The sequence below is a fragment of the uncultured Flavobacterium sp. genome, assembly GCF_963922255.1.
In the GTDB taxonomy this organism is placed as follows: Bacteria; Bacteroidota; Bacteroidia; order Flavobacteriales; family Flavobacteriaceae; genus Flavobacterium.
In genome coordinates this window covers 1-26,566 of record NZ_CAWUIC010000015.1, presented here as the reverse complement: position 1 = coordinate 26,566, position 26,566 = coordinate 1, and the positions used below count along the sequence as shown (strand labels likewise).

Below are 26,566 nucleotides of genomic sequence, written 5' to 3'. Positions count from 1 at the left end.
TAATAATAGTGGCTTTTTCATTAAAATATGATAAAAATGCAAAAAATCTTACTTCTTATTAATCTTTATTGTTTTGATTGTATTATCAATTACTACATTGACAATATAAGTACCTGTTGATAAAGTACTCATATCAATTTGAGTAGAATTACTATTTACAGTTTTAGAAATTAATTCTTGTCCTAATAAGTTAATTACTCTAATAGAAGTAATTTCAGAACTGTATGATAAATTCAAAATATCATTAACTGGATTTGGATATGCTTTAAAATTTAATACATCAAAATTATCAACTGATGCAGTTGTGTTTTCCACAACAAAGAAATCATCAACTCCTAAATCATTGAAATAATAATCTGTAGCCGTACCTGCTGGGTTAGCAATAGCATAAATACGGAATTTAGTGATTAAAGGCACTGTTGTAGGTACCGCTGCTCCAACTTCTACCCATGTTGTGAAATTTCCTGTCTGCATCGCAATGTTTAACCAAGCTGCTCCATCCCAAACATCTAAAGCAATTGTATGGTTTATAGCATTATCAGTATTATTTGATGCAAACCAAAAACCTGCGTAAGGAGAAGTTAATCCACTCATATCAATTAATGGCGTAACCATTTCATTTCCAGCAATATCACCTGATGAATCTATCCACATATAATTTGATGTTCCTGTTGTATGATCTCCTATATTTGGCAAATAAGTATGTGATACATTTATTACATCATTAGTTACATCCCAATAATCAGGACCTGTTTGAGCTTCCCAACAATTTGGCATATCAGTATAAGGAGAAACTAATGGCAAACTATCAAAATTTTGAAAATAAGGAGCCATATTGGTTACACAAAGTGTAGTAAATGTATACGGCCCAGTCCATGTACTAGTTCCATTTGTACTACCACAATCAGCTTGTACATAAAAATCATATGTAACTGATGAAGTAAGAGAGCCAAGAATATAAGGATTAGTATTTACTCCTGAAATTAATGTTCCAGAGCCTTGTGTAAATCCTGTAGGTCCATATTCAATATTCCAAGTTGTCGTCGTACCCATTTCTGTCCAACTTAGTTCAGCAGAGTTTGATGTTATATTAGCAGCCATCAATGTTGTTGGTTCCGGACATGCTGGTATAGCTTCCCATATTACATCGTCAATATATAATGTAGTCGATGCTGTTGAAATACCTGGATTTCTAAAACATAAATTTTTAACTCCTGCAGGAAGAGCACCAGGCACAATTGTAAATGATTGCGCAAAACTAGCTACACCTGCTGGTAGAATAATTTCATCTAATTGGACATAAGTATTTACATCACTTGGATCTGTTAAATATCCTACTTGTAATACTCTATCTACTAATGAAGATACTGCCATAAATCGCAGTCTATGAGTATTTGCTTGTAAATTTGATACAGCCGGCATGATAGCATAACTAACAGTTGGTGGAGCAACTGAACCGTTACCAAACATATACATTCTGTTAGATGGTGACATTGGAGCAGTAGCACCTGTTGCAATATAAGCATTTGATGTACCTGCTTTATTCCAACAATCTGGCAGAGGATTTGTGGTTCCTGTAGGATAAGAATCAAAGTTTTCAGAAAACTCAGTAACAGCATCACATTGTGTTCTAAATACTGAAGGCCCAGACCAAGTACTTGAATCTGTAGTACTACAAACTGATCTAATGTAATAATCATAGACAGTATCAGACATTAAACCTGTTAAAACAAACGGATTAGTTGATGCAGTAATTATTGTTCCTGAACCTTGTGTAAATCCTGAAGCTCCATATTCAATTTCCCATTGTGTTGCTGTTCCTGCTTCAATCCATGAAATATTAGCAGAATTATTTGTTATTAAATTTGCTGCAAATGAAACAGCATTTGGCTCTAAACATGAAGGTATTGGCTCCCAAATCACATCATCAACATAAGCAATTGTTGTACCTAATGGATGACCTGCATTTTTAATTGCCAAATGTTTAACTCCAGCAGGTATTCCCGAAGGAATTACTGTTAATTCTTGAGTGTCTGTATTTGATGTTCCTGGAATATTAACCTCTTCTAATTGAATAAAAGTAGTTAGATCATTTGGATTTAATAAATATCCTATCACTAGAAATCTTCCTGCAGAAGTAGAATAAGCTTTAAACTTCAATCTATGTGTATTTGCCTGTAAATTAGAAACCGGTGGTAAAACAGCACATGTTTCTGTAGGAATAGTTCCACTAGCACTCATGTACAATCTATTAGATGGCGACATTGGTGCTGTAGCTCCTGTTGTAATATAAGAATTCGCTGTTCCTGTATTCAATTCTCCCCAACAATCTGGTAAGGGATTTGATGTTCCCGTAGCATAACCTTCAAAATCTTCAATAAAAGCGGTTACATCATCACATTGGGTTTTAAAATTTGATGGACCAGCCCAAGGACTTAAATCCGTTGTACTACAAATTGCTCTTATATAATAGTCATAATTTGTATTAGCAGTTAAACCTGTTAACACAAATGGATTAGTTGATGCAGCAACTACAGTGCCTGAACCTTGTGTAAATCCTGGAGCTCCATATTCAATTTCCCATTGAGTAGCAGTTCCTGCTTCAACCCATGAAATAGTAGCTGAATTATTTGTAATTAAATTTGTGGCAAATGAACTAGCGTCAGGATCAATACAAGAAGGAATTGCTTCCCAAATTACGTCATCAATATATAAAGTTGTTGAAACTCCACTTGGAATACTAAATGCTAGTTGATCAACTCCAGCTGGAATGCCTACAGGTGTAACTATAAACTCTTCTGTAGACGCAACATTAGTTCCTTGCATAGGAAATTGATTAATTTCAATATAAGTACTCACATCACCTGGTGTAGAGAAATAACCTACACTAATAGCTTTATTAGTTGTTGAACAATAAACCTTAAATCTTAGTCTGTGTGTACCTGATGTCAAATTAGAAAGGAATGGCATAACTGCATAAGCAGTTGTTGTTGCACTTATATTCATATATAACCTATTAGGTGCCGACATAGCTGATGACGAACTAGCACTTACATATACGTTGCTCGAAGTTCCTAGTTTACTCCAACAATTTGGTAAGTTTCCAGTTCCCGTAGGAGTAGAATCAAAACTTTCTGTAAAAGTTGGAACGCCAACACATACTGTTGTATAAACTGCAGGGCCTATCCATATACTCTTACCGTCAGTTCCGCAATCAGATCTTACCCATGTATAATAAGTAGTACCTGGACTTAATGATGATAAAGTAACAGATGTAACTCCTGTCGCAGTTGTTCCTGTAGGAATTGTAGTGGGATATGGAGATGCACTTGATGTTGAATTATAATATTCAAAACTACTAACTGGTTGAGCACTATTTACAGTCCAAATAATATCTGCAGTTGTAGGTGTAAGATTTGAAGTGTTTAATGTAGTTGGGGAATAACAAGTAGTTATAAAGTCAAAACCTATTACAGGTCTTCTAACATTTGAACTTGCTAAAGAAGTAGCTAAAGTTCCTGTAGTATTATTATTGTATTTTGAAGAATTAGTATTATTTCCATCAATACATGGTTCAAAATATTCATATTCCCATGTTATTGAAGTACTGGCAGTCGGGTTGTAGTATTCAAAAAAAACAGCTAAATTTTGAGTTCCTGTGTACACAAAATTAGTTGAAAAAGGAAATGATTTCCACCCTGCTGTATTACCTACAATTGTAGAAGGGTCAGAGTCATAAACGAGTGTTGCTCCTGTTGTAGCTGTTGCCCAATCAAGCGCACCTGAACCCCAACCAGTTGCAGTAACTTCTTTTACATAAATTTTAAAATTTGCACCAGCTGTCATTGCACCAGAAGAAGTGGCTCTTTTAAAATAAATAGAGTTCAATGTCTGACCTACTAACGTAGATAACTGAGAAGAAGGATAGATAACAGCCATTCTGTTATTTGCATTTGCAGTTGTTGTACTATACATTGGACCGTAAGCAGTTGATGTTGATGTCACACATGTATTTATAGTCCATAATTGCGCATTCATTTGGGTAAACGCAAAGAGCGTAAAAAGCCAAATAGTAATTTTTTTCATTTTTTTGTGTTTGTTAGTGACTTGTTAGTAAATTTATTAAACAGTAATTAACGCGCAATTTAATCTATAATTTAATCATCTCTATAAAAAAAACCGCTCGAAAGCGGTTTTTCACATAATAGTTATAAAGTGTTATAATTTTTATTTTTTATTGATCTTTATTGATTTAACTAAATCATCAATAATTATATTAACAATATAAGTTCCTGCAGATAAACTACTCATATCAATTTGAGCAGTAGTATTGCCTACATTTTTAGAAATTAATTCTTGCCCTAGTAAGTTAATCACTCTAACAGAAGTAATTTCTGACGAGTAAGATAAATTCAAAATGTCATTAACTGGATTTGGATATGCTTTAAAATTTGATGCATCAAAATTATCAACAGACATTACAGGAGCTTCCGTAACAAAGAAGTCATCTACTCCCAAGTCATTTTGAAAATAATCGGTACCTGTACCATTCGGATTTGCAATAGCATAAATACGGAATTTAGTTGTTGTAGGTACAGTTGAAGGAATAGCTGCTCCAACTTCAACCCATGTAGTGAAATTCCCTGTCTGCATTGCTATATTTAACCATGCAGAACCATCCCATACATCTAAAGCTATAGTATGATTAATGGCATTTGTAACATTGTTTGATCCAAACCAAAAACCTACGTAAGGATTTGTTAAACTACTACAATCTATTAATGGAGTTACCATTTCGTTTCCTGTAATATTTGATGAGGCATCAATCCACATAAAATTACCTGTTCCAGTAGTATGATCCACAAAACCTGCTAAATAAGTAGCCAAATTAGTTGTACCATTAGTTACATCCCAAAAATCAGGTCCAACCTGAGTTTCCCAACAATTAGGTAATGCTGTGTAAGGACTTACCAATGCTAAACTGTCAAAATTTTGAGTATATGGAGCTGAAAAAGCTGTACAAGGTGTAGTAAAAGTAAATGGTCCCGTCCAAGTACTTACTCCATTTGTGCCTCCACAATCAGCTTGAACATAATAATCATAAGTAGTAGCGGAAGTTAATCCAATTAATGTGTATGGATTTGTATTGACTCCTGAAATTAATGTTCCTGAACCTTGAGTATATCCTGTAGGTCCATATTCAATATTCCAAGTTGTCGCTGCACCCATTTCAGTCCAGTTTAAAATAGCAGTACTTGCTGTAATATTTGTAGCTGAAGGTACATATGGTTCAGGACATGCAGGTATAGTTTCCCAGATCACATCATCTATATACATAGTTGTTGATGCAGATGCAAAACCTGGATTCTTCAAGACTAAATGTTTAACTCCAGCTGGAATAGTAGTTGGAACTACAGTATATTCTTGTGTGTTTGCTATTACAGTTGAAGCAAGTGCTACCTCTTCAATTTGTACAAAGGTACTAACATCACTAGGATCTGTTAAGTATCCAACTTGTACAACTCTATCCATAGCAGTTGCAAAACCTTTAAATTTAAGTCTATGCGTATTTGCATGTAAATTTGATACTGGTGGCATGATTGCATAACTAACCGTATTAGGTGTAGCAGTACTACTAGCAAACATAAAAATTCTATTCGCTGGTGACATAGGTGAATTAGCTCCAGTAGTCAAATAAACAGAACCATTACCTCCTTTTGCCCAACAATTACCTAGTGGATTTGCAGTTCCTGTAGGATAAGTATCAAAATTCTCTGAAAATTCGGTTACATCATCACATTGAGTTTTAAATGTTAAAGGACCAGCCCAAGGACTTGAACTTGTTGTATTACAAACTGCTCTTACGTAAAAATCATAAGTTGTATTAGCAGTTAAGCCGGTTAAAACAAATGGGTTTGTTGGTGCAGAAACAATTGTTCCTGAACCTAAAACAAAACCTGGAGCCCCATACTCTATTTCCCACTGTGTTGCAGTACCTGCTTCAACCCAAGAAATATTCGCTGAATTATTTGTAATTAAATTTGTTGTAATCAAATTGATGTTCGGATCCACACAAGATGGTATTGCTTCCCATTTTACATCGTCTATATAAATAATTGTAGTTCCTGTTGGGTGACCTGCATTTTTAATGGCTAGATGACTAACACCTGCTGGCAGTATCCCTGGAACAACAGTAATTTCTTGAGTAGTCGTACTTGCAGTTCCTGGAATACTTACCTCTTCTAATTGAATAAAAGTAGCTAAGTCAGATGGATCTGTCAAATATCCCACAGCTACAACTCTATCTGTACCTGAAGAAGAAAATACTTTAAACTTTAGTCTATGTGTATTTGCTTGTAAATTGGAAACAGCTGGTAAAACGGCACAAGTTTCAGTAGGAGTTGTTCCACTAGCAGTCATATATAACCTATTTGAAGGAGACATCGGTGCTGTAGCTCCAGTAGTAATATAGGAATTACCGGTTCCTGTATTTAATTCTCCCCAACAATCTGGCAATGGATTTGCTGTTCCTGTAGGGTAACCTTCAAAAGTCTCAAAAAATTCTGTAACATCTCCACATTGTGTTTTGAAAACATAAGGACCTGACCATGAACTATTTTGCGGCCCAGTACAAACTCCTCTTACATAAAACTCATATGAAGTGTTAGCAATTAAACCTGTCAAAACATGAGGATTTGATGTTAAGCCATTAACCATTGTTCCTGTTCCTAAATTAAAACCTGCTAAACCATATTGAACGTCCCACATTGTCTCAGGTCCACCATTAGTCCATCCAAGTGTAGCGCTTGAATTTGTTATCATAGTTGCAGATAGAGCTGTAGGTTCTACACATGAAGAATTTATTTCCCATTTCACGTCATCGATATAAAGAGTTGTTGATGTTCCTGATGGAATTGAAAAAACCAATTGTTTAACACCTACAGGTATACCCGTTGGGATAACAGTAAATTCTTCTGTAGAAGCAACAGTTGTTCCTTGCATTTGAAAAGAAGCAATTTGAACATAAGTATTTATATCACCTGGAGTAGTAAAATAACCAACATTCATAGTTTTATTAGAAGTAGTACAATAAACTTTGAATTTTAATCTATGCGTGTTTGCTTGTAAATTAGAAACTGGTGGCATAATAGCAAAAGCTGTTGTAGTCGTAGAGATACTCATGTATAGCCTATTAGAAGGCGACATAGGTGCTGTCGATCCAGTTTGATTATAAACTATTGTACTAGTTCCTAATTTACTCCAGCATGCAGGCAAGTTACCTGAGCCAGTTGGTGATGTATCAAAATTTTCATTAAAATCTGTAACTTCTGCACAAGGAGTAGTAAAAATGTATGGACCTGCCCAAATACTTAATCCATCAGTAGCTCCACAATTAGATTGTACATAAAAACTATAAGTTGTATTTGAATTTAAACCTGTTAAGGTATATGGATTAGTTGTTACTCCATTAATCATAGTACCTGAACCTTGAGAAAATCCAGATATACCATATTCAATATTTGAACTTAAAGCTGAACTTGTTAAAGTCCAACTTATTTCTGCTGAACTAGAAGTTAAATTAGATGCTAATAAGTTAACTGGTTCAACACAAGTTGGTGTTTCAATAACAAAAAAATCATCTACACCTAAATCATTAAAGTAATAATCTGCAGTTGTACCTGCTGGATTAGCAGTAGCATAAATTTTAAACTTCGTTATAGAAGGTATAGTTGAAGGAACAACACCCGCTACTTTTACCCAAGTTGCAAAATTTCCTGATAAAGAAGTTATATTTATCCAAGATGTACCATTCCAAACATCTAAATTAATAGTATGATTAATAGCATTATCAACATTATTAGAAGCGAACCAAAAACCTACATAAGGAGAAGTTAAACCACTTAAGTCAATATTAGGAGAAACCATTTCATTTGCAGTAATATCACCCGAAGCATCAATCCACATATAGTTTGAAGTACCTGTTGTATGATCTCCAATATTTGGTAAATAGGTGTGACCACTATTTGTTACATCATTTGTAACATCCCAATAGTCAGGACCAACTTGTTGTTCCCAACAGTTTGGCAAACTTGTATAAGGAGATGTTAAAGGCAAACTGTCGAAGTTTTCTGAAAATGGTGCAACATATGCTATACATGGTGTGGTATATGATAAGGGTCCTACCCAAATACTCTTGTCTGTAGCTCCACAATTACCTCTTACCCAGAAATAATAGTTAGTTGCTGGTGTTAATGAAGACAAAGAAACTGATGTGACTCCAGTTGTTGTAGTACCTGTAGGTGTCGTAGTTCCATCTGGAGCTGTATTTGTGGTTGAATTGTAATATTCATAACCGTTTTGAGGTTGAATAGCGTTTTCTGTCCATGCAACATCAATAGATGTACTCATTAAATTTGAAGAAATTATTGTGTTTGGAGCATTACAAGAAACAACAAAATCAAAACCTATCATAGGTCTTCTATAATTTGACGAACCAAGAGAAGTTGCTAAAGTACCTGTTGTATTATTACTATATTTTGTAGTATTATTATTAGACGTATTTGCACATGGTGTAGTAAATTCATAATTCCATGAAATGGAAGCACTTGCAGTAGTATTAATATATTCATAAAAAACTGCTAAATTTTGACCTGAATATAAAAAATTTGTCGACAGTGTAAACATTTTCCAACCAGCGTCAGTCCCAACTGCAGTAGCAGGGTTTGAGTCATACACCAATGTTGCACCACTTACTTGAGTTGCCCAATCTATCGCACCTGAACCAAAATCAGTAACAGTAACTTCTTTCAGATAGATTTTAAAATTTGGTGTTCCTGCCATTGAACCAGTTGCAGTGGTTCTATTAAAATACATTGTAGTTAGGTTTTGACCTACAATGCCTGTAAGCTGAGAAGCAGGGTAAATAACAGCTGTTCTGTTATTTGCATTTACTGCACTGGTACTATACATTGGTCCGTAAGTTAATGAACCACCAGTTCCACAGGTTGTAATATTCCACAACTGCGCATTCATTTGACTACACGCTAATAGTAGAAATAACCATAAGGTAATTTTTTTCATTTTAATGGTATTTGTTAGTTAATTATATTGCATGTCAATATTCCATGACTTAGCTATGCAATTTAGTTTATTATTAAATAGTTAACTTTAAAAAAATTACTTGAAAATGATTTTATCACATAAAAATATTAAAAAGTTATAAAATTTTTATGTGAATAATCTTTTATAATCAAAAAAACAAAAACAACTACCTAAAAAACAACAACTTAAACCATGAAATCATAATTACTTAGAGAAAATTTTTTAATTTTCATTCAATTTAATTTAAAGAAATAAATTACAAATAACTTTACCTAATCATTAAAAAAAATGTAAATAAAATAAAAAAAACTCACAAAGAAATTGTGAGTTTTATATAAATTATTAGGTTCGTGTTATATACTTGATACTTGAACCATTTCATCAGCTTCAGCTAAATAATCAACTCCTTCAAATCCGAAACCAAATAAATTTAAGAAATCTTGTTTATAACCGGCCAAATCACCAATTTCTGGTAAGTTTTCTGTAGTTGCCTTTTCCCAAAGAACTGCAATTTTTTCTTGAATATCATCACGCATTTCCCAATCGTCAATTCTGATTCTTCCTGCTTCATCTAATGGAATTTCTTTTCCTGTAAAAACTCTATCAGCATACAAACGTTGAATTTGCTCAATACAACCTTCATGTATTCCTTCTTCTTTCATTAATTTGTATAATAACGAAATATATAAAGGAATCACTGGAATAGCTGAACTTGCCTGAGTAACTAATGCTTTATTTACAGAAACATAAGCTTTCCCGTTAAGGTCTTTTAGACTATCTGTAATCTCAAAAGCAGTTGCTTCTAAATGATCTTTTGCACGACCAATTGTTCCTTTTCTATAAACTGGTTCTGTTAATGTTGGCCCGATATAAGAATATGCAATTGTTGTTGCTCCATCAGCCAATAAATTTTCATTTTTTAAAGCTTCTATCCACATTGCCCAATCTTCACCACCCATTACTGTAACCGTGTTTTCAATATCTTCTTCATTAGCTGGCTCAATTGAAACATTTGTAACATTTCCGGTGTGAAAATCAACAGTTTTATTTGTAAAAGTTTGTCCGATAGGTTTTAAAGTTGAACGATGTAAAACTCCCGTTTTTGGATGTAATCTTACCGGTGAAGCTAAACTATAAATTACTAAATCAACCTGACCTAAATCAGCTTTAATCATATCTAAAGTTTGTCTTTTTATTTCATCAGAAAATGCATCTCCATTGATACTTTTTGCATACAAACCAGCTTTAGTTGCTTCTTGTTCGAAAGCAGCTGAATTATACCAACCTGGAGAAGCTGTTTTTCCTTCTTGCGGTGGTTTTTCAAAGAAAACTCCAATTGTAGCAGCATCAGAACCAAAAGCACTTGCAATTCTAGAAGCTAATCCAAAACCTGTTGAAGCACCAATTACCAATACCTTTTTTGCACCATCAATTTTTCCTTTCGATTTTACATATTCAATTTGATTTTTTACATTTTGTTCACAACCTTTTGGATGTGCTGTTAAACAAATGAATCCTCTCATTCTTGGTTCTATAATCATCTTTTATATTTTTTATTTAAATTTTACTTTTAACTTTTCAAAAATAGACATTTTATCATAAACTCTTTTATTATTAATATTCATATTATCTATAAACTGTGGATTGAAGGCATGTTTTTTTGATAAAGAATAATTTTTATAGGCTTCCAAGTAATCAAATTCCAATTCTGCTATTCTTCCTAATTCACTGTAAAACGTAGCATAATCTAAATTTTCTAACGTTCTAAATGATTTTTCTATATGCTCCTTTGCATCTTTATATCTTCCAATATCAATCAAAAGATAAGTATAATTTAAATAAGGAGCAGCATATTTTGGATCAAATTTCATTGCCAATTTATAATGAAAAATACCTTTTTCATAATTACTCAATTTATTATAGTAAATCCAACCAATATGATTATGAGCTTTACCAAAATCTGGACATTGCTCCAAAATTTCTTCTAAAATTTCTTTTGCTTCTGAAACTTTTCCTTCAGAAATTAAAGCATCTGCTTTGATAAACTGATTTTCATAATAGGCTAAATTATCCATATTTACTTAATTTAAAAGTGCTTTTGCGTGATTGATTGCTGATTCTGAAATATCTTTACCTGAAAGCATTTCTGCAATCTCCACTACCCTTTCGTCATCTGTTAGTAACTTAATTTCAGAAATAGTATCGTTATTTTGTGTGATTTTAAATACTTTGTAATGCTGATTTCCTTTTGATGCAATTTGAGGCAAATGTGTTATGGCAAATACTTGCATTTTATCACTCATTATTTTCATGATTTCTGCCATTTTTAAAGCAATTTCACCTGAAACTCCTGTATCAATTTCATCAAATAGTATTGTTGGTAATTTTGAATAATCCGTTAAAACAGCTTTTATAGCCAACATTATTCTCGACATTTCTCCACCAGAAGCTACCTTTTTTATAGGTTCTAATTTTGAGCCTCTATTGGCTGAAAACAATAAGTTTATTTGATCTTTTCCAAACTTGTTATATGTTTCTGTTGCTGTGATTTCGAACTCAAATTGAGCATCAGGCATTCCTAATTGCGTTATGATTTGAGTGATTTGTGTAATGAATATTTTAGACGCTTTTTGTCTAGCTTGAGTAATTATTGAAGCTTGTTTGTCTAATGTTTCTTTTGAGGCTGAAATTTTACTTTCTAACTTTTTAATCAAGGAATCAATATCATCAAACTTAACTACTTTTTGTTCTAAATTTTCTTGAATTTGAAGCAACTCTTCTATCGAATTTACCTGATGTTTTTTCTGTAAATCATAAATAGCTTGCAGCTTATTATTTACTAATTCTGTTCTAGTTGGATCATCAATTAACTTTTCAGCTAATGACTCATTTTCTGCAATGATATCTTCAATTTCAATAAGAGAAACCGTAATTCTCTCATGTAAATCATTAAACTCTGAAGAAATAGGTGCAATCTTTTGTAAACTCGTTTTTACTTCTTTTAAATTTGCTAAAAGTCCGATTTCTTCTTGGTTTGAGATAGCAATAACTTTACTTAAATTTTCTTTCAAAAATTCTAGGTTGTTCAGTTTTTCTGATTCGGCTTCTAGGTCTTCTTGTTCACCAACTTTAAGTTTGGCTTTTTCTAATTCTTCAAACAAAAACAAATTGTATTCTTGTTCTTTTCCTAATGTTTCTTTTTCGAAAATAATTTTCTTTAATTCTGATTGAAAAGCTTTATAGTTCTTCAATTCCGTTTGAAAAATTTGGATAACAGACTCATTATTAGCAACTTTATCTAATAAATCAATTTGATATTCTTCATTAATTATGTTTCTAGTTTGAAATTGCGAATGAATATCAATTAAGTAATTCCCTAACTCTTGAAGTTCTTGCAAATTAACTGGACTATCATTTACAAAAGCACGAGATTTTCCTGTTGGAAGAATTTCTCTTCTGATTATTGTATTATCGTCATAATCTAAATCCAAAGATTCAAACAATTGTTTAAGATTATAATTTGAAATTGAAAAATGAGCTTCGATAACACATTTCTGTTCTTTGTCTTTTAGTGTAGATAAATCAGCTCTATTTCCTAGCACTAACCCTAAAGCACCTAGCAAGATAGATTTTCCAGCACCAGTTTCCCCTGTAATAATAGAGAAATTTGTAGAGAAGTTAATCTCTAGCGATTCAATAAGTGCGTAGTTTTTAATATATAATGATTGAAGCATGTAGTTTATAAATAAGCTTCAAATTTAAGCAAAAAGATAAGACTTAAAAACGCTTATCTAATTTTATTCCATTTACTTGAATTGAGTGGAGAAATTTTATTTAATATATCTAATAATTCAGTATTAGACATTGTAGGTCCACCAGAAAATATACTTACAATTTCATCAGATTTAGCATCAAAAAATGTTCTTGTTAATAAAGCATTTGGTCTAACTTTATTAATTTGAGAAATAGTTTTTATGGATTCTAATACTTTTTCCTTTGCTAACTTTAAATCTTCAGCCATTAAATCCAATCCCTTTAAGTGATATTCATATAAAGTTTTTCTGTAAGGTGAATAGGTACTCGATAAAATATCAGAAATAATATAATATCTATTGTTGTATTTCGCATCTGATTGACTCCAACCACCATAACCACTTGATTGCGCTAAATTCATAATATTTGAAGCTATTTCTAGCTGTTTTGTACCACCCATTTCTTCAAAAGAATCTTTATCTAATCCAATAATAATATTAGCATAATACGCTAAAATTGAAATTAAATTAGAAGTATAACTATTTGGATCATAAATAAAATTCTCATATTCAATATATCTAAAACTTACATCATTATCATTAAAATTAACAATTGGTGAATTGTAACTTGAATTAAATATTGGTCGAGAAGACTGCAATTGAAGGGTTGCACCAAAATTATTTGAATCAAAAGAAGATATATTCAAGAAAAAAGAGCATTCAATTTTCTCATTTTGTTGGTACTCTTGATTAGTGAATTTAGTGTTATTTAAAAACTCTGTTATTTGAGTTTGAAGGGTTTTAAAAATTTGTGTATTAACATTTGTTACTCTATCGTAATTAATGGTAACTGTAGCTTTTAATTCTTGAGCGTTAGCCATACTAACCACAAAAAACGCAACTATACATGTTAATTTCTTCATCATTTTATTTTATTTTTGAAAGTGTTGCAATACCTTTTCAATGATATCTTTGGCAACGTCTTCTTTTGATTTTAAAGCTATAGGTTCAATTGAAAAATTCTTATCGATAAAAGTAACTTTATTTGTTGGTTTTCCAAAACCTGCTCCTTCATCGTTTAAAGAATTTAGAACAATCAAATCTAAGTTTTTTTTCTGAATTTTCAATTTTGCATTTTCAATTTCGTTTTCGGTTTCCAATGCAAAGCCAATTAAAAATTGGTTTTTCTTTTGTTCACCAAGAGAAGCTAAAATATCTTTTGTCTTCTCTAACTCTATAGATAACGTTGAATCGTTCTTTTTTATTTTTTGAGAAGCCACATTTTTTGGTCGATAATCCGCAACAGCTGCTGCTGCAATAGCTACATCAACTTTTGAAAAAGTAGCATGACAAGCTTCATACATTTCTTGAGCAGAAGTTACGTTTACCAATTCTACTAAATGATGATTTATTTTTTGATGAGAAGGACCTGAAACTAAAATTACTTTTGCTCCCAATTGTGCTGCTTCATGAGCAATATCATAACCCATTTTACCTGAAGAATGATTACCTATAAAACGAACAGGATCAATGGCTTCGTATGTTGGACCAGCTGTAATAAGAATTGTTTTTCCTTTTAAAGGTAATTTACTTTCAATATCTTTTTCTAAAAATGAAATTATATTTTCCGGTTCAGCCATTCGACCTTCTCCTGATAAACCACTGGCTAATTCTCCACTTTCAGCAGGAATTATTGTGTTTTTAAAACTGGCTAATTTTTCAAAACTTACTAAAGTAGAAGGATGTTTATACATATCTAAATCCATTGCTGGAGCAAAATAAACTGGACATTTAGCGGAAAGATAAGTAGCTAATAACAAATTATCGCATGTTCCATTGGCCATTTTTGATAATGTATTGGCAGTTGCTGGTGCAATGACCATATAATCTGCCCAAAGACCTAAATCAACATGGTTGTTCCACATTGCATTTTCATCTTCTTCATTATAAAAACTGGAATAAACTGGATTTTTGGATAAAGTAGATAATGTTAAAGGAGTAACAAAATCTTTAGAAGCAGGTGTCATTACAACTTGTACTTGAGCACCTGCTTTTATAAAGAGTCTAACTAAAGACGCTGTTTTATACGCGGCAATTCCACCAGAAACACCTAGTAAGATTTTTTTACCACTTAAAACAGACATATTATTATTGATTTTTTGAATCTCTGTAATAGATTTTATTTTCTAACCATTCTTGAACAGCTAAAGCATGAGCTTTTGGTAATTTTTCGTAAAATTTAGAAACTTCAATTTGTTCTTTGTTTTCGAAGATTTCTTCTAAACTATCATTGTAAGTTGCAAATTCTTCTAACTTTTCAATTAACTCCTTTTTAATATCAGCATTGATTTGATTAGCTCTTTTTGAGATAATTGTAATCGCTTCGTACACATTTCCTGTTGGAGCTTCAATTTCACTTTTGTTGTAAGTGATAGTGTTTATTGGAGCAGTTGTTTTCTTTAAATCCATCTTAATTATTTGAATATTGCGTTAATTCTCTTTCAATTTCTGCTAATTGCTTATCGGCAGTTTCTTTATATTTTGTGTCGATTTTAAACTTGATTAAAGTTTCGTATGCCATTTTAGCATTCGTTAAACGTTCTTGCTTCTTTGATTCAATACTGTTTAATGCATATTGATACAATGTGTCAAATTTATAATACAAAGCATCTTCTTTGTATTTTGTACCAGGATAATCTGCTAAAAAATTATCTAAAACCTTAATTGGAGCCACAAAATCTCTGTAGTATTCTGCTATAGTATTATATTGTTTTGCGTTTTCAAAAGCTTTTTTCTCTAACTTATCTGTTAACTCTTTTACCAAAATATTAGCCATTGGCAAATATTCTGATTTTGGATATGTATCGATAAAACTTTGTAATTTTTCTAATGCCTTGTATGTGTCAGCTTGATCTAAACTATATCTTGGAGACTTGGTGTAAAAACATTTAGCACCTAAAAAAGCAGCTTCTTCTCTTTTTTCACTTTTTGGATAATTTGAAGCAAAACTTTCAAAAGCATAACCTGCTAAATAATATTGATTTGTCTCATAGTAAGACTTAGCAAGCATGTAGAATATTTTTTCAGCACTTGGTTTTCCTCTAAGAGATGGTGTTGCTTGTTCCAGTAAACCAATGGTTTTTTTATACTTTTCTTTCTCAAAATAATCTGCTGCTAATTTAGTCTTAACAGCCAAATCATCTGATTTTAAAGCTTTTTGATATTCGCTACATGAGCCAAAAGCCAATGCAATAAGAAGTATGTAAATTATTTTATTCATCAATGTTTTTTTAACTTATTAAGTTCTAAATTGATAGACCATAAAAAGCAGTCGGCAAATTTAGGGAATATTTATGGAGTATAAAAATCTTTTTTTAGCTTAAGCTTTTAGTAAAATCATCTAGTCTTTTAGCCAAATTTTCATCTACGTTCACTAAAGGTAAACGAACTGTGTTTTCTGCCAAACCTCTTGATTTGAATATTTCTTTAATTCCACCTGGATTTCCTTGTTCAAAAATCATATCAATAGAATCAGCTAATTTATAATGTAATTCATAAGCTTCATGGACTTTTCTTTGTAATCCCAATCGAACCATTTCTGAAAATTCTTTTGGAAAACCTTCCCCAATTACAGAAATAACTCCTGCTCCACCAGCTAAAACCATAGGTAAAGTTATCATGTCATCACCAGAAATCACTAGAAAGTCTTCTGGAGCATGCTGGATTAATTTCATTGCTTGAACAATATCACCAGCAGCTTCTTTAACTCCTATTACATTTTTAAAGTCTTTTGCCAAACGTACAACTGTTGAAGGCAACATATTACTTGCTGTTCTACCTGGAACATTGTATAAAATTATTGGAAGCGGTGAAGCTTCTGCAATTTTTTTAAAATGTTGGTAAATTCCCTCTTGAGTAGGTTTATTGTAATAAGGTGAAACGGATAAAATTCCAGCAAATCCTGTAAAATCTCTGGTCTGAAGTTCTTCTACAACATCCATTGTATTATTTCCTCCAACACCTAAAACTAAAGGCAATCTACCGGCATTTGCAGTTTTAATTGTTTCAATTACAAGTTCTTTTTCCTCTTTTGTCAAAGTTGCGGATTCAGCAGTTGTCCCTAAAACCACTAAATATTCAACTCCACCTTCAATAACGAAATTTACAATTCGCTTTAAAGCTTCAGTATCTACTGAAAAATCTTTTTTGAATGGTGTGACCAATGCAACACCCGTTCCTACAAACATTTGCATACTAAACTTTTTTTAAAATTTTTAAATAATCAAATAACACTTGTGTAAATTCTACATGTTTTTCTACAAAAGTATTGACAAAAAAATGATTTAATTCTTTATTTACTGAAGCAAATCCAACTTTAAATTTTGCTTTAGATTGTGCTGTAATTAATTCTAAATTTGCATTACTTTCATCGTAATAATTAACCAACAAATCAAAAGGGAAGTTTACAAAATTGTCAATTTCTCCTTTAGAAAAATTTCCAGAAAAACTAATATCCCTTTTAGTGAAATAAGGGTATTCTATACTTTCATCCTTCTTTGCTTTTTTTCTGTAAACCAACAAATTGACTTTAAATTGACCATTAGCATATTTTTTAAATTCATTTATTAGTTTATCTTTATCAGAAAAGTGAATTCCGTCAATAAGAACTCCAATTGTTTTGATGGGTTCATTGTTAACGGCCGACAAACCTAAAGCTAATGATTTCTTAATCTGCTTTTTTACTAGAAAATCTTTAATAGTTCTATAAAACATAGTATTTTTACCAAATACAAAATTAAATTATTCATCTTATATTATGATGGTAAAAGTAAAAAAGATAAACGCATTTTCGACCTATTTTGTTATATTATTAACATTTATAAGTTTAGTTTCTTGTAAATCAAAAAGCTATTATAATTATGAAGTTTTAAGTTCGAAAATAAATGTTAATGAAAATTATAATTCTGACAGTTCTATTGAACAATTTATAGCACCTTTTAGAACTCACATTAATAAAGATTTAGATAGTGTTTTAGCTTTTTGTCCAGAAACATTAGATAAAAGTAAAGGAAAATGGGAAACAAATATTGGTTTATTTATGGCCAATGTAACTTATGAATTAGCGAATCCTATTTTTGAAAAAAGAGAACAAAAAGCCATTGACATTTGCCTTTTAAATCATGGTGGAATTCGTTCTATCATTCCAAAAGGAAACGTTACAACTCGAACAGCTTACAATGTTATGCCGTTTGAAAACAGCGTAATCATTATTGGTTTATCTGGTTTAAAAATTAGAGAGCTAGCCAACTATATTATTTCTGAAAGAAAGCCTCATCCTTTACACGGTTTAAAAATACATGTAAATAATAAGCAAGAAATCACAAAACTAGAGATCAACAATCAACCTGTTGATGATGCCAAAATTTATTATGTTGCTACTTCTGATTATTTAGCTAATGGTGGTGATAATATGAGCTTTTTTGTTGAAAGCCAACTAAAATATGATTTGGATTATAAATTACGAAATTTGCTGATTGATTACTTCAAAAAAGTGGAAACGATTGAACTATTTAATGAAAAAACCGTAATTGAAGAATAAGATGAAAAGAAGAGCATTTATAAAAAACACAGCAGCAACTTCAAGTTTATTGACTTTTGGAGGACTATCATTAACCAACTTCGATACTGTTGAAAAAATAAAAAAAATAACGATTTTACATACCAATGACACCCATAGCCACATTGATCCATTTCCTGCAGATGACCCTAAAAACCCTAACCAAGCTGGTGCTGCACGAAGGGCTTCAATTATTCAAAAAATTAGGTCCGAAGAAGAAAATGTTTTGTTATTAGATGCTGGTGATATTTTTCAAGGAACACCTTATTTTAACTATTATGGTGGGGAATTGGAATTCAAATTAATGAGTATGATGCAATATGATTTGGCAACGTTAGGAAATCATGATTTTGACAATGGAATTGATGGCTTTTATACACAATTACCTAATGCAAAATTTGATTTTGTTTCAGCTAATTATGATTTCAAAAACACTATTTTAGATGGCATTGTTAAACCTTATAAAATCTTTAAAAAAGCGGGTTTAAAAATTGGAGTTTTTGGTTTAGGTGTTGAACTAGAAGGTTTGGTTGACAAAAAACTATACAAAGAAACAGCTTATAACAATCCTATTGATGTTACTAAAGATATTGTTCGAGAATTAAAAGAGATTGAAAAATGTGATTTGATTATCTGTCTTTCACACCTTGGTTTTAAATACAAAAACAACCCTGAAAAAATATGCGATGTACTTTTAGCTCAACAAACAAAAGATATTGATTTAATAATTGGTGGTCATACTCATACTTTTTTAGACAAGCCCGTTATTGAAAAAAATAGTGATGGAAACGATGTATTAATTAATCAAGTTGGGTGCTATGGAATTAATTTAGGTCGATTGGATTTTTATTTTTCTGATGATAAAAAATATAGTAATGAATCAAAAAACATTATTATTTAAGGTCAAAAATTTTATTTCGGTTTAGTTCAAATTTTAACAAAAAATAATAGACAGTTATTTGTGGAATTAAGAATAGAAACTTAAATACATTTATATCATCATAAATGGTTAAAATTAAATAGAAAACATCACTGACAATAAAACAAGCTACTGCAATTTGTAAACTTGTATTACTTATGTTTGGTTTAAGAATATATTTAATTGTTATTAGAATACTCATTATAAACATAATAACAGCATAAAGTGCCAAAATAAAGTAGTTTTCTACCTGTTGCTCTAACAATATTTCATTTACGACATATAGAATATAAAGGTAAAAACAGCAAACAATAACAAAGGATAAATAGAAAATAAAGTCTAAGTGCTTAGATTTTTTATAATCCATAGTTTTTAAAATAAAGAAAACCAAAATGATGTAAGCTATTGAATTTAGATAGGCACAAAATAAATTATTAATACTTGGTTTTGTTATTAAATGATAAATATCTGTTGCATAAAGAGCTAAAATTAAGAAAATAAAATACCATTTATAATTAAGTTTTGTGATTCTTAAATAAATAAACAATATTAACGGAGCTCCTAAAACATTTGAAAGAATATGCAATATTTCCAGTCCAAAAAACAAAGAAATAAACTCTAGTGCTATTAGACTGAAATATAAATTTAATAATCTTGTATTATCCATTCAATAATTGGTTAAAATCAACTTCCGTGATGATTGGAATCTTAAGTTGATTTGCTTTTTCTAATTTTGATGGCCCCATATTATCACCAGCAATGACATAATCGGTTTTTGACGATATTGAACTTCCAACTTTTCCACCATTATCTTCAATGGCTTTTTTGAGTTCGTCTCTTGAATAAATTTCAAAAACTCCTGAAACAACGAAAATTTTGCCTTTTAATTTTTCTGAAACACTTGTGTCGTTGGCAGCATTCATTTCCAATTGAACACCATAATTTTTCAATCTTTCAATGATAGTGATATTTTCTTGATTTTCAAAAAATTGAACTACACTTTGTGCAATCTTATCTCCTATTTCATCCACTAAAATTAATTCTAACAAATTAGCATTAGCAATTGCATCAATGTTTTTGTAATGTTTTGCCAATTTTTTAGCTACAGTTTCTCCTACATAACGAATTCCTAAAGCATACAAAACACGTTCAAATGGAACTTTTTTAGATGCTTCTACACCTTTAACTAAATTTTCGGCTGATTTTTCTGCCATTCTTTCCAATGGAATAATTTGTTCTTTTTGCAATTCATACAAATCTGCATAATTTGAAACCAAACCAGCATTGAACAATAAAGCAACCGTTTCTCCACCAAGACCTTCAATATCCATTGCTTTTCGCGAAATAAAATGTTGAATTCTTCCAATAATTTGTGGTGGACAACCGTAAAAATTTGGACAATAATGATTGGCTTCTCCTTCAATTCTTACTAATTCTGTGTTGCATTCTGGGCAATTAGTAATGTATTGCGTTGGTTCAGCATTTGAATTTCTGGCTGCTAAATCAACTGCTATAATTTTCGGAATAATTTCTCCTCCTTTTTCTACATAAACGGTATCACCTATTCGAATATCTAATTTTTCAATTTGGTCTGCATTATGCAAAGAGGCTCTTTTTACGATTGTACCAGCTAATTGAACAGGTTCTAAATTTGCAACTGGTGTAATGGCTCCGGTTCGTCCAACTTGATAAGAAATTGAGTTTAAAACAGTACTAACTTGTTCTGATTTAAACTTATAAGCCATTGCCCAACGTGGTGATTTTGCTGTGTAATCCAATTCATTTTGGTATTGAATTAAATTGACTTTCACCACTACTCCATCCGTTTCATAAGGCAAATCGTGACGATGCACATCCCAATAATCAATGAATTGAAAAACCTCATCTAAGTTTTTAGCTAGTTTGGATTGATTTGGAACTTTAAAACCCCAATCTCTTGCTTTTTGTAAAGCTTCATCTTGCGTTTTAAAATTTAAGTTATTTCCAATAATTGAATATAATAAACAATCTAAAGGTCGTTTTGCAACTTCAGCACTGTCTTGTAATTTCAAACTTCCTGAAGCTGTATTTCTTGGGTTTGAATAGGGAGTTTCTCCAATTTCAATTAAATCTTGATTCATTTTTTCAAATCCTGCAAAAGGCAAAATGATTTCTCCACGAATGTCAAATTTTTCAGGAAAATCTCCTTTTAATTTTATAGGAACTGATTTTATAGTCTTGATGTTATTCGTTACATCATCACCTTGAAAACCATCTCCACGAGTTACAGCTCTTTTAAGTAATCCGTTTTCATAACTAATACTAATTGATGCTCCATCATATTTTAGTTCACAAGTATATTCTATAGCAACATCACCTACTATTTTTTTACAACGAGCTTCCCAGTCTTGTAAATCTTCTTTAGAATAGGAATTATCTAACGAATACATTCGATATTCATGTTGAACTGTTTCAAAATTTTTGGTTACTGTTCCTCCTACTCTATGTGTTGGTGAATTTTCATCAAAATATTCAGGATGATTGTTTTCTAATTCTTGAAGTTCTTTTAGCTTTATATCAAATTCATAATCAGTAATTGTTGGGTTATCTAGAACATAATAATTATAATTATGTTGATTTAATTCAGCACGAAGCTTTGTTATAGTTTCTAAAACGTTCATAAAACTAGTTATTGATAAGATGTTCTAATTTGGAAAACAATTCGCCTTTACTGATGATTCCTCCTTCTTTGATGATTTTAAAAAGAGCTTGATTTCTGTCTTCAGAGATATCTTTTTTACCTTTTTGAATTTCTACACTGTCTGAAAACATATTTTCACTTAACCAATTGATACCTTCTTTGGTAAGAAAGTCAACGTTTTTATCACTTGTATTAATTACTAATGAAAAAACTACAGTGCCTACACATTTAAACAAAAAGATATAATTAGTTGAAAAATGATCAATATAATTGACATTAGTTAAAGCTCTTTCCCAAATTAAATCAGAAAAAACATCTACTTCTTGCAAAGCTACTTGAGGTTTATTTTCTTTAATTTCATCCCATTCTTTCTTGTCTATTGATTGAGTAGCCAAAAAATTAATAAATTCAGGATGTAATTCTTCTAATTGTTCTTTTGTTAGTCTAGCGTATTTCATTAAATCGTATAAATGTTGGGTAAAGATAAAAAAAAAGCCTTCTGATATAGAAGGCTTTTTATAGATATTTATAAAAAATCTTATTTTGCAGTTATAATAAAATCGGATCTTCTGTTTTTAAAATGTTCCAATTCTGTACATTTTACTCCGTTTGAACATTTATTGATTAATCTACTTTCTCCATAACCATTTGCACTGATTATTCGTGAAGCATCAATTCCTTTTGATAAGATATAGGTTTGAGTTGATTTTGCTCTTTGGTCAGAAAGTTTTAAGTTGTAATCGTCGTTTCCTCTTGAATCTGTATGCGATTCTATTTTGATTTTTACATTAGGGAATTTTTCCAATACAAAAACAACTTTGTCCAATTCCATTGCAGCTTGATGAGTTATATCAAATTTGTCATAATCAAAAAATATAGGCTCAATATTAATTTTTTCTTGCCCATTATCAGTAACTATTAAATCGGAATAATTGCTCAATTCAAAGTTAACACCTTTAGTTTCTTTACCGTTTTGACCATCTATTTCAACTTCTTTTTTGTCGTTGCTATGATTATCCTTTGATGCAACTACTTTAACTTTTTTATTGCAAGGAATTTCAAATTTATAGTTCCCTTTCTGATCTGTTGTTGTAGTTAAAACAAGAACATCAAACAAATCAAACACTTCAATTTTAACGTTAGCTATAATTTCTCTTGATTTTGTATTAATTACGTTTCCAGAAACAACTTGTTTACACTCAGGTTTTGCTTTAGTAAAGTAATAAATATCATCATCACCTTTTCCTAAAGCTCTGTTAGATGACACATAACCAAAACTATCTGTTTCGTCAACTATATAAGCAAAGTCATCTTTGTTACTGTTAATGGGTGAACCCAAATTGTGTGGTGTTGTAAAATCTAATCCTTCTAATAATGTACTTTGATAAACATCTAAATCACCCCAACCATAATGTCCGTCTGATGAAAAATATAGAATTCCATTTTTAAAAAAAGGAAATAATTCATTTCCAATTGTGTTGATTTTTGGCCCAAGGTTTTTTGGGGAACTCATAGTTCCATCATCAGCAATTCTTACTACATATAAATCTGTTTCACCATATCCACCTGGCATATCAGAAGCAAAAAACAACCATTTCCCATCTGCTGACAATGAAGGATGACCCACAGAATACTCTTTACTATTGAAGAAAACGCTTTCTGAATCTACTAATTTTCCGTCTTTAACCTTCCCTTTAATAATTTGGAAATTATTAGTTCTTGTATCATCCAAAGCCAATTTGTTTTTCTTAACAATATTAGTTGTGTAGTAAACTGTTTGTAAATCTGGACTAAAAGTTGCTGTTGCTTCATGATATTTTGTCATAACATCTTTTAAGAAAAGAATTGGGTTATAAAGATTTCCATTAATTTGGTTTCTCTCTCCAACATATAAATTTAGAAAATGTTGTTTATTCCAGGAATATAATTTGTCCTTTGAATTTCCGTCTTCTCTGCTTGATGTAAATACAATTTTATTTCCGTAAAAAGTTGTTCCAAAATCAGATTGATCTGTATTTATGTCTAAATTTGTAAGGGTGTATATTGGTTTTTCTTTAGCAAGACTATCGTTGTATCTTTTCTGATACATATACCTTTCAATCTCCTTTTGGTCACCCTTGAATTTTAAACGTTCTCTAATTAACGTATGAGCTTTGTCATAATCCATAACTCCTTTTAAAGATTGGATAAACCTTAGGAAATAATCATCGCTTAAACCGTTTCCTTCTATTTCGTATAGTTTTTGATACCACTTTAATGCATTTCTATTATCGTTAATATGATAATAGGAATCCCCAGCATTTTTTAAGGTTTGCACAGACGGTTGTTTAACATCTTCAAGATATTCGTCATAAGCTTTAGCTGCATCCATATACGCTAATGACTTAAATAGGTCATCAGCTTTATTTAATTTAGCTTGTGAAAAAACGGTTGCAAAACATAAAAGTAAACTAAGTATATAAATTTTTTTCATGGTTGTAGTTTTTAGTAGAATCTTGGTGATTTAATTTGAGTAGTTTTCTTTTGAAATTGATAACGAAGAATTATTTCATGAGAACCATCGTTATATTTATTAAGCTCAGTAATAGTATAATCATAGGAATATCCTAAGAAAAAACTGTCTGATACTTGAAATCCCGCAACAGCACTCATTGAATCATCAAATTGATAGGAAGCTCCTAATGTTAGTTTTTCTTGAATTAAAAAGTTTAAAGATGCATTATAATAAAGTGGTGCTCCACTTACTGCTTTTGCTAAAAATGCAGGTTTAAATTTTAATCCTTCAGTAACATCAAAAACGTAACCTCCAATTAAATAATAATGTAATCGGTCAATGTTTACGGATTCCTGTACATCATCATAGTAATTACCTCTTATAAAGTTAGGAATTGAAGCTCCCAAATACCATTTGTCTGTGTAGTAGTATAAACCTGCTCCTAATGAGGGTTTTATTTCATTACTAATATTTGAATTAAGTAAAACATCAGAGTTATCTTTATATCTTCCTTTTGTCCAGTCGACATCTAGTTTTCGCATTCCGGCTTTTAAACCAAATGCTAGTTTTTTATCTTCAGCAAATTTAAGAGCATAAGAAAAATTTCCTTCAAAATTAAACTCACTAGAAGGACCTAATCTATCATTAACCACACTTAAACCTAACCCAACATTATCATTTCGCAAGGGTGAATGTAAGGTAAAAGATTGAGTTGTGGGAGCACCGTCTATTCCGACCCACTGAGAACGATGAAGAAGTGCAGCTTCTAAGGTTCCAACTGAACCAGCATAACCTGAGTTAATGGTCATAGTATTGTACATATATTGAGTATATTCAGGGTTTTGTTGTCCTTTCATTTCAGAATATCCAATTAGACTTAAGCCTAAAAAACAAAACATTTTTAATTTTATATTTAATTTCATAATAATAAATTTTAGTGTAAATATTTATTGTAAGACTTTATCTAACTATTGATAACCAACCATTTCTTTTGCCTTCTTTTTCACCTATATCTAAAAGGTAATAATAAGTACCCGCAGGTAATCTATCATCTTTATTTACGGTGCCAGAAACATTGGCTGTTCCGTCCCAATCGTTTGTGTATCTGTCTTTTGAATAAACAAGCACACCATATCTATTAAATACTTCTAATTTATTAGCAGGATAATTTTCAATACAATCAATTGTAAAGAAGTCATTAGAACCATCATTATTTGGACTAAACTCATTGTATACTAAGAGACATAATGGCTCTGTAGTAACTTGTGCTGAATTATTGTTTAAATCAATATCTATTGGTGTTGAAGTTTCAATAAAGGCAATATTTGTATAATCTCCAGAACCCAAAACTGTGGCAGTTATTACCAAAGACACACTTTGATTTGCGTCTATTAGCGGTATATTCCATAATCCCGTTAAATAGTTATATGTGCCAGCAGATACTTGTGAACCTACGTAAGTATATCCGGATGGTATAACTTCAGAAACTACTAAATCTGTAACTTGACTACTTCCAACATTGTTTACTGTTATAGTGAACACCACATTATCTCCAACAAATGGTGTTAAATTATCTACAGTTTTAGTGATTGTTAAATCTGAACAAATATTTACGCTTAAATTTAAAGTCGCATTATTTAATCCTAAACATGAGTTTTGATAAGATACATTTACAGAAGCAGATCCTTCGTTTGTCCATGAAATGGTGATAGTGTTATCTGTAGATTGGCCTCCCGAAACAACTACTCCACCTGTAATTGTCCATACATAATTTGTCATACCAGATTCTGTTGTATAAGTTACCTCATCTGAAGAACAAACTTCATTTGTACCTCCAGTTATTTGAGCTATTCCATTATTTGATAGTATCACCAAAACTTCTAATCGTATAGCACTGTCACATCCTGAACCATCAATCAAAGAACCATAATAAGTTGTACCATCAACTAATACTTCTGTTGAAGCTAATACTGTTCCTCCTGTTGGAGTTGCATACCAACTA

18 protein-coding genes are annotated in these 26,566 nt (G+C 31.2%); 2 read left to right on the top strand and 16 right to left on the bottom strand.

Annotation, left to right across the window (positions count from 1 at the left end):
* Nucleotides 1–48: 48 nt before the first annotated feature.
* The 11 genes from AABJ49_RS11785 to AABJ49_RS11735 form a co-directional block, all read right to left on the bottom strand.
* Complete coding sequence (locus AABJ49_RS11785; RefSeq protein ID WP_338378478.1) at nt 49–4,086, bottom strand: T9SS type A sorting domain-containing protein; 4,038 nt, start codon at nt 4,084–4,086, stop codon at nt 49–51.
* A 141-nt stretch (nt 4,087–4,227) separates the two neighbouring features.
* The gene (locus AABJ49_RS11780) at nt 4,228–9,081 is read right to left on the bottom strand and encodes a fibronectin type III domain-containing protein (protein WP_338378477.1); all 4,854 of its coding nucleotides are present in this window, start codon (nt 9,079–9,081) and stop codon (nt 4,228–4,230) included.
* A gap of 374 nt (nt 9,082–9,455) precedes the next feature.
* Nucleotides 9,456–10,643, bottom strand: a complete 1,188-nt coding sequence (gene fabV, locus AABJ49_RS11775) for an enoyl-ACP reductase FabV (RefSeq protein ID WP_338378476.1) — start codon at nt 10,641–10,643, stop codon at nt 9,456–9,458.
* A 12-nt stretch (nt 10,644–10,655) separates the two neighbouring features.
* Entirely contained in the window at nt 10,656–11,177 is a 522-nt protein-coding gene (locus AABJ49_RS11770) for a hypothetical protein (protein WP_338378475.1), read from the bottom strand.
* A gap of 6 nt (nt 11,178–11,183) precedes the next feature.
* On the bottom strand, nt 11,184–12,836 hold the full coding sequence (gene recN / locus AABJ49_RS11765) for a DNA repair protein RecN (RefSeq protein WP_338378474.1): 1,653 nt from the start codon (nt 12,834–12,836) through the stop codon (nt 11,184–11,186).
* Nucleotides 12,837–12,889: 53 nt separating this feature from the next.
* Entirely contained in the window at nt 12,890–13,780 is an 891-nt protein-coding gene (locus tag AABJ49_RS11760) for a DUF4835 family protein (protein ID WP_338378473.1), read from the bottom strand.
* Nucleotides 13,781–13,786: 6 nt separating this feature from the next.
* Entirely contained in the window at nt 13,787–14,998 is a 1,212-nt protein-coding gene (coaBC, locus tag AABJ49_RS11755) for a bifunctional phosphopantothenoylcysteine decarboxylase/phosphopantothenate--cysteine ligase CoaBC (RefSeq protein ID WP_338378472.1), read from the bottom strand.
* A 4-nt stretch (nt 14,999–15,002) separates the two neighbouring features.
* Entirely contained in the window at nt 15,003–15,323 is a 321-nt protein-coding gene (locus AABJ49_RS11750) for a DNA-directed RNA polymerase subunit omega (protein WP_338378471.1), read from the bottom strand.
* Between the two features lies 1 nt (nt 15,324).
* Nucleotides 15,325–16,134 carry an outer membrane protein assembly factor BamD gene (bamD, locus tag AABJ49_RS11745; RefSeq protein WP_338378470.1) on the bottom strand — a complete coding sequence of 270 codons (810 nt, stop codon included), beginning with the start codon at nt 16,132–16,134 and terminating at the stop codon, nt 15,325–15,327.
* A gap of 94 nt (nt 16,135–16,228) precedes the next feature.
* Nucleotides 16,229–17,107, bottom strand: coding sequence for a 4-hydroxy-tetrahydrodipicolinate synthase (gene dapA, locus AABJ49_RS11740; RefSeq protein ID WP_338378469.1), 879 nt, complete (start codon nt 17,105–17,107; stop codon nt 16,229–16,231).
* A 1-nt stretch (nt 17,108) separates the two neighbouring features.
* Nucleotides 17,109–17,627: a hypothetical protein gene (locus AABJ49_RS11735; RefSeq protein WP_338378468.1), complete on the bottom strand. Its 519-nt coding sequence runs from the start codon at nt 17,625–17,627 to the stop codon at nt 17,109–17,111.
* A 43-nt stretch (nt 17,628–17,670) separates the two neighbouring features.
* Here AABJ49_RS11735 and AABJ49_RS11730 point away from each other — a divergent pair, with 43 nt between their 5' ends.
* Nucleotides 17,671–18,453, top strand: coding sequence for a 5'-nucleotidase (locus AABJ49_RS11730; RefSeq protein ID WP_338378467.1), 783 nt, complete (start codon nt 17,671–17,673; stop codon nt 18,451–18,453).
* A 1-nt stretch (nt 18,454) separates the two neighbouring features.
* A complete protein-coding gene (locus AABJ49_RS11725; RefSeq protein WP_338378466.1) occupies nt 18,455–19,372 on the top strand; it encodes a metallophosphatase in 918 nt (305 codons plus the stop codon).
* A gap of 677 nt (nt 19,373–20,049) precedes the next feature.
* Here AABJ49_RS11725 and ligA read toward each other — a convergent pair.
* From ligA to AABJ49_RS11700, 5 genes are all read right to left on the bottom strand, one after another.
* Nucleotides 20,050–22,050 carry an NAD-dependent DNA ligase LigA gene (gene ligA / locus AABJ49_RS11720; RefSeq protein WP_338378465.1) on the bottom strand — a complete coding sequence of 667 codons (2,001 nt, stop codon included), beginning with the start codon at nt 22,048–22,050 and terminating at the stop codon, nt 20,050–20,052.
* A gap of 4 nt (nt 22,051–22,054) precedes the next feature.
* Nucleotides 22,055–22,528: a DUF6495 family protein gene (locus tag AABJ49_RS11715; RefSeq protein ID WP_338378464.1), complete on the bottom strand. Its 474-nt coding sequence runs from the start codon at nt 22,526–22,528 to the stop codon at nt 22,055–22,057.
* Nucleotides 22,529–22,608: 80 nt separating this feature from the next.
* Nucleotides 22,609–24,543 carry an OmpA family protein gene (locus AABJ49_RS11710; RefSeq protein ID WP_338378463.1) on the bottom strand — a complete coding sequence of 645 codons (1,935 nt, stop codon included), beginning with the start codon at nt 24,541–24,543 and terminating at the stop codon, nt 22,609–22,611.
* Between the two features lie 11 nt (nt 24,544–24,554).
* Nucleotides 24,555–25,487 (bottom strand): type IX secretion system membrane protein PorP/SprF, encoded by a 933-nt coding sequence (locus AABJ49_RS11705; RefSeq protein ID WP_338378462.1) that lies wholly within the window; start codon nt 25,485–25,487, stop codon nt 24,555–24,557.
* 37 nt (nt 25,488–25,524) lie between these two features.
* Nucleotides 25,525–26,566: gliding motility-associated C-terminal domain-containing protein (locus AABJ49_RS11700; RefSeq protein WP_338378461.1), on the bottom strand; the 1,042-nt coding region annotated here is incomplete at its 5' end.

Bases quoted from the DNA above. Each gene is read 5' to 3' on its own strand.
- AABJ49_RS11785 (WP_338378478.1), bottom strand. From the start codon at position 4,086: ATGAAAAAAATTACTATTTGGCTTTTTACGCTCTTTGCGTTTACCCAA.
- AABJ49_RS11780 (WP_338378477.1), bottom strand. From the start codon at position 9,081: ATGAAAAAAATTACCTTATGGTTATTTCTACTATTAGCGTGTAGTCAA.
- fabV (WP_338378476.1), bottom strand. From the start codon at position 10,643: ATGATTATAGAACCAAGAATGAGAGGATTCATTTGTTTAACAGCACAT.
- AABJ49_RS11770 (WP_338378475.1), bottom strand. From the start codon at position 11,177: ATGGATAATTTAGCCTATTATGAAAATCAGTTTATCAAAGCAGATGCT.
- recN (WP_338378474.1), bottom strand. From the start codon at position 12,836: ATGCTTCAATCATTATATATTAAAAACTACGCACTTATTGAATCGCTA.
- AABJ49_RS11760 (WP_338378473.1), bottom strand. From the start codon at position 13,780: ATGATGAAGAAATTAACATGTATAGTTGCGTTTTTTGTGGTTAGTATG.
- coaBC (WP_338378472.1), bottom strand. From the start codon at position 14,998: ATGTCTGTTTTAAGTGGTAAAAAAATCTTACTAGGTGTTTCTGGTGGA.
- AABJ49_RS11750 (WP_338378471.1), bottom strand. From the start codon at position 15,323: ATGGATTTAAAGAAAACAACTGCTCCAATAAACACTATCACTTACAAC.
- bamD (WP_338378470.1), bottom strand. From the start codon at position 16,134: ATGAATAAAATAATTTACATACTTCTTATTGCATTGGCTTTTGGCTCA.
- dapA (WP_338378469.1), bottom strand. From the start codon at position 17,107: ATGCAAATGTTTGTAGGAACGGGTGTTGCATTGGTCACACCATTCAAA.
- AABJ49_RS11735 (WP_338378468.1), bottom strand. From the start codon at position 17,627: ATGTTTTATAGAACTATTAAAGATTTTCTAGTAAAAAAGCAGATTAAG.
- AABJ49_RS11730 (WP_338378467.1), top strand. From the start codon at position 17,671: ATGATGGTAAAAGTAAAAAAGATAAACGCATTTTCGACCTATTTTGTT.
- AABJ49_RS11725 (WP_338378466.1), top strand. From the start codon at position 18,455: ATGAAAAGAAGAGCATTTATAAAAAACACAGCAGCAACTTCAAGTTTA.
- ligA (WP_338378465.1), bottom strand. From the start codon at position 22,050: ATGAACGTTTTAGAAACTATAACAAAGCTTCGTGCTGAATTAAATCAA.
- AABJ49_RS11715 (WP_338378464.1), bottom strand. From the start codon at position 22,528: ATGAAATACGCTAGACTAACAAAAGAACAATTAGAAGAATTACATCCT.
- AABJ49_RS11710 (WP_338378463.1), bottom strand. From the start codon at position 24,543: ATGAAAAAAATTTATATACTTAGTTTACTTTTATGTTTTGCAACCGTT.
- AABJ49_RS11705 (WP_338378462.1), bottom strand. From the start codon at position 25,487: ATGAAATTAAATATAAAATTAAAAATGTTTTGTTTTTTAGGCTTAAGT.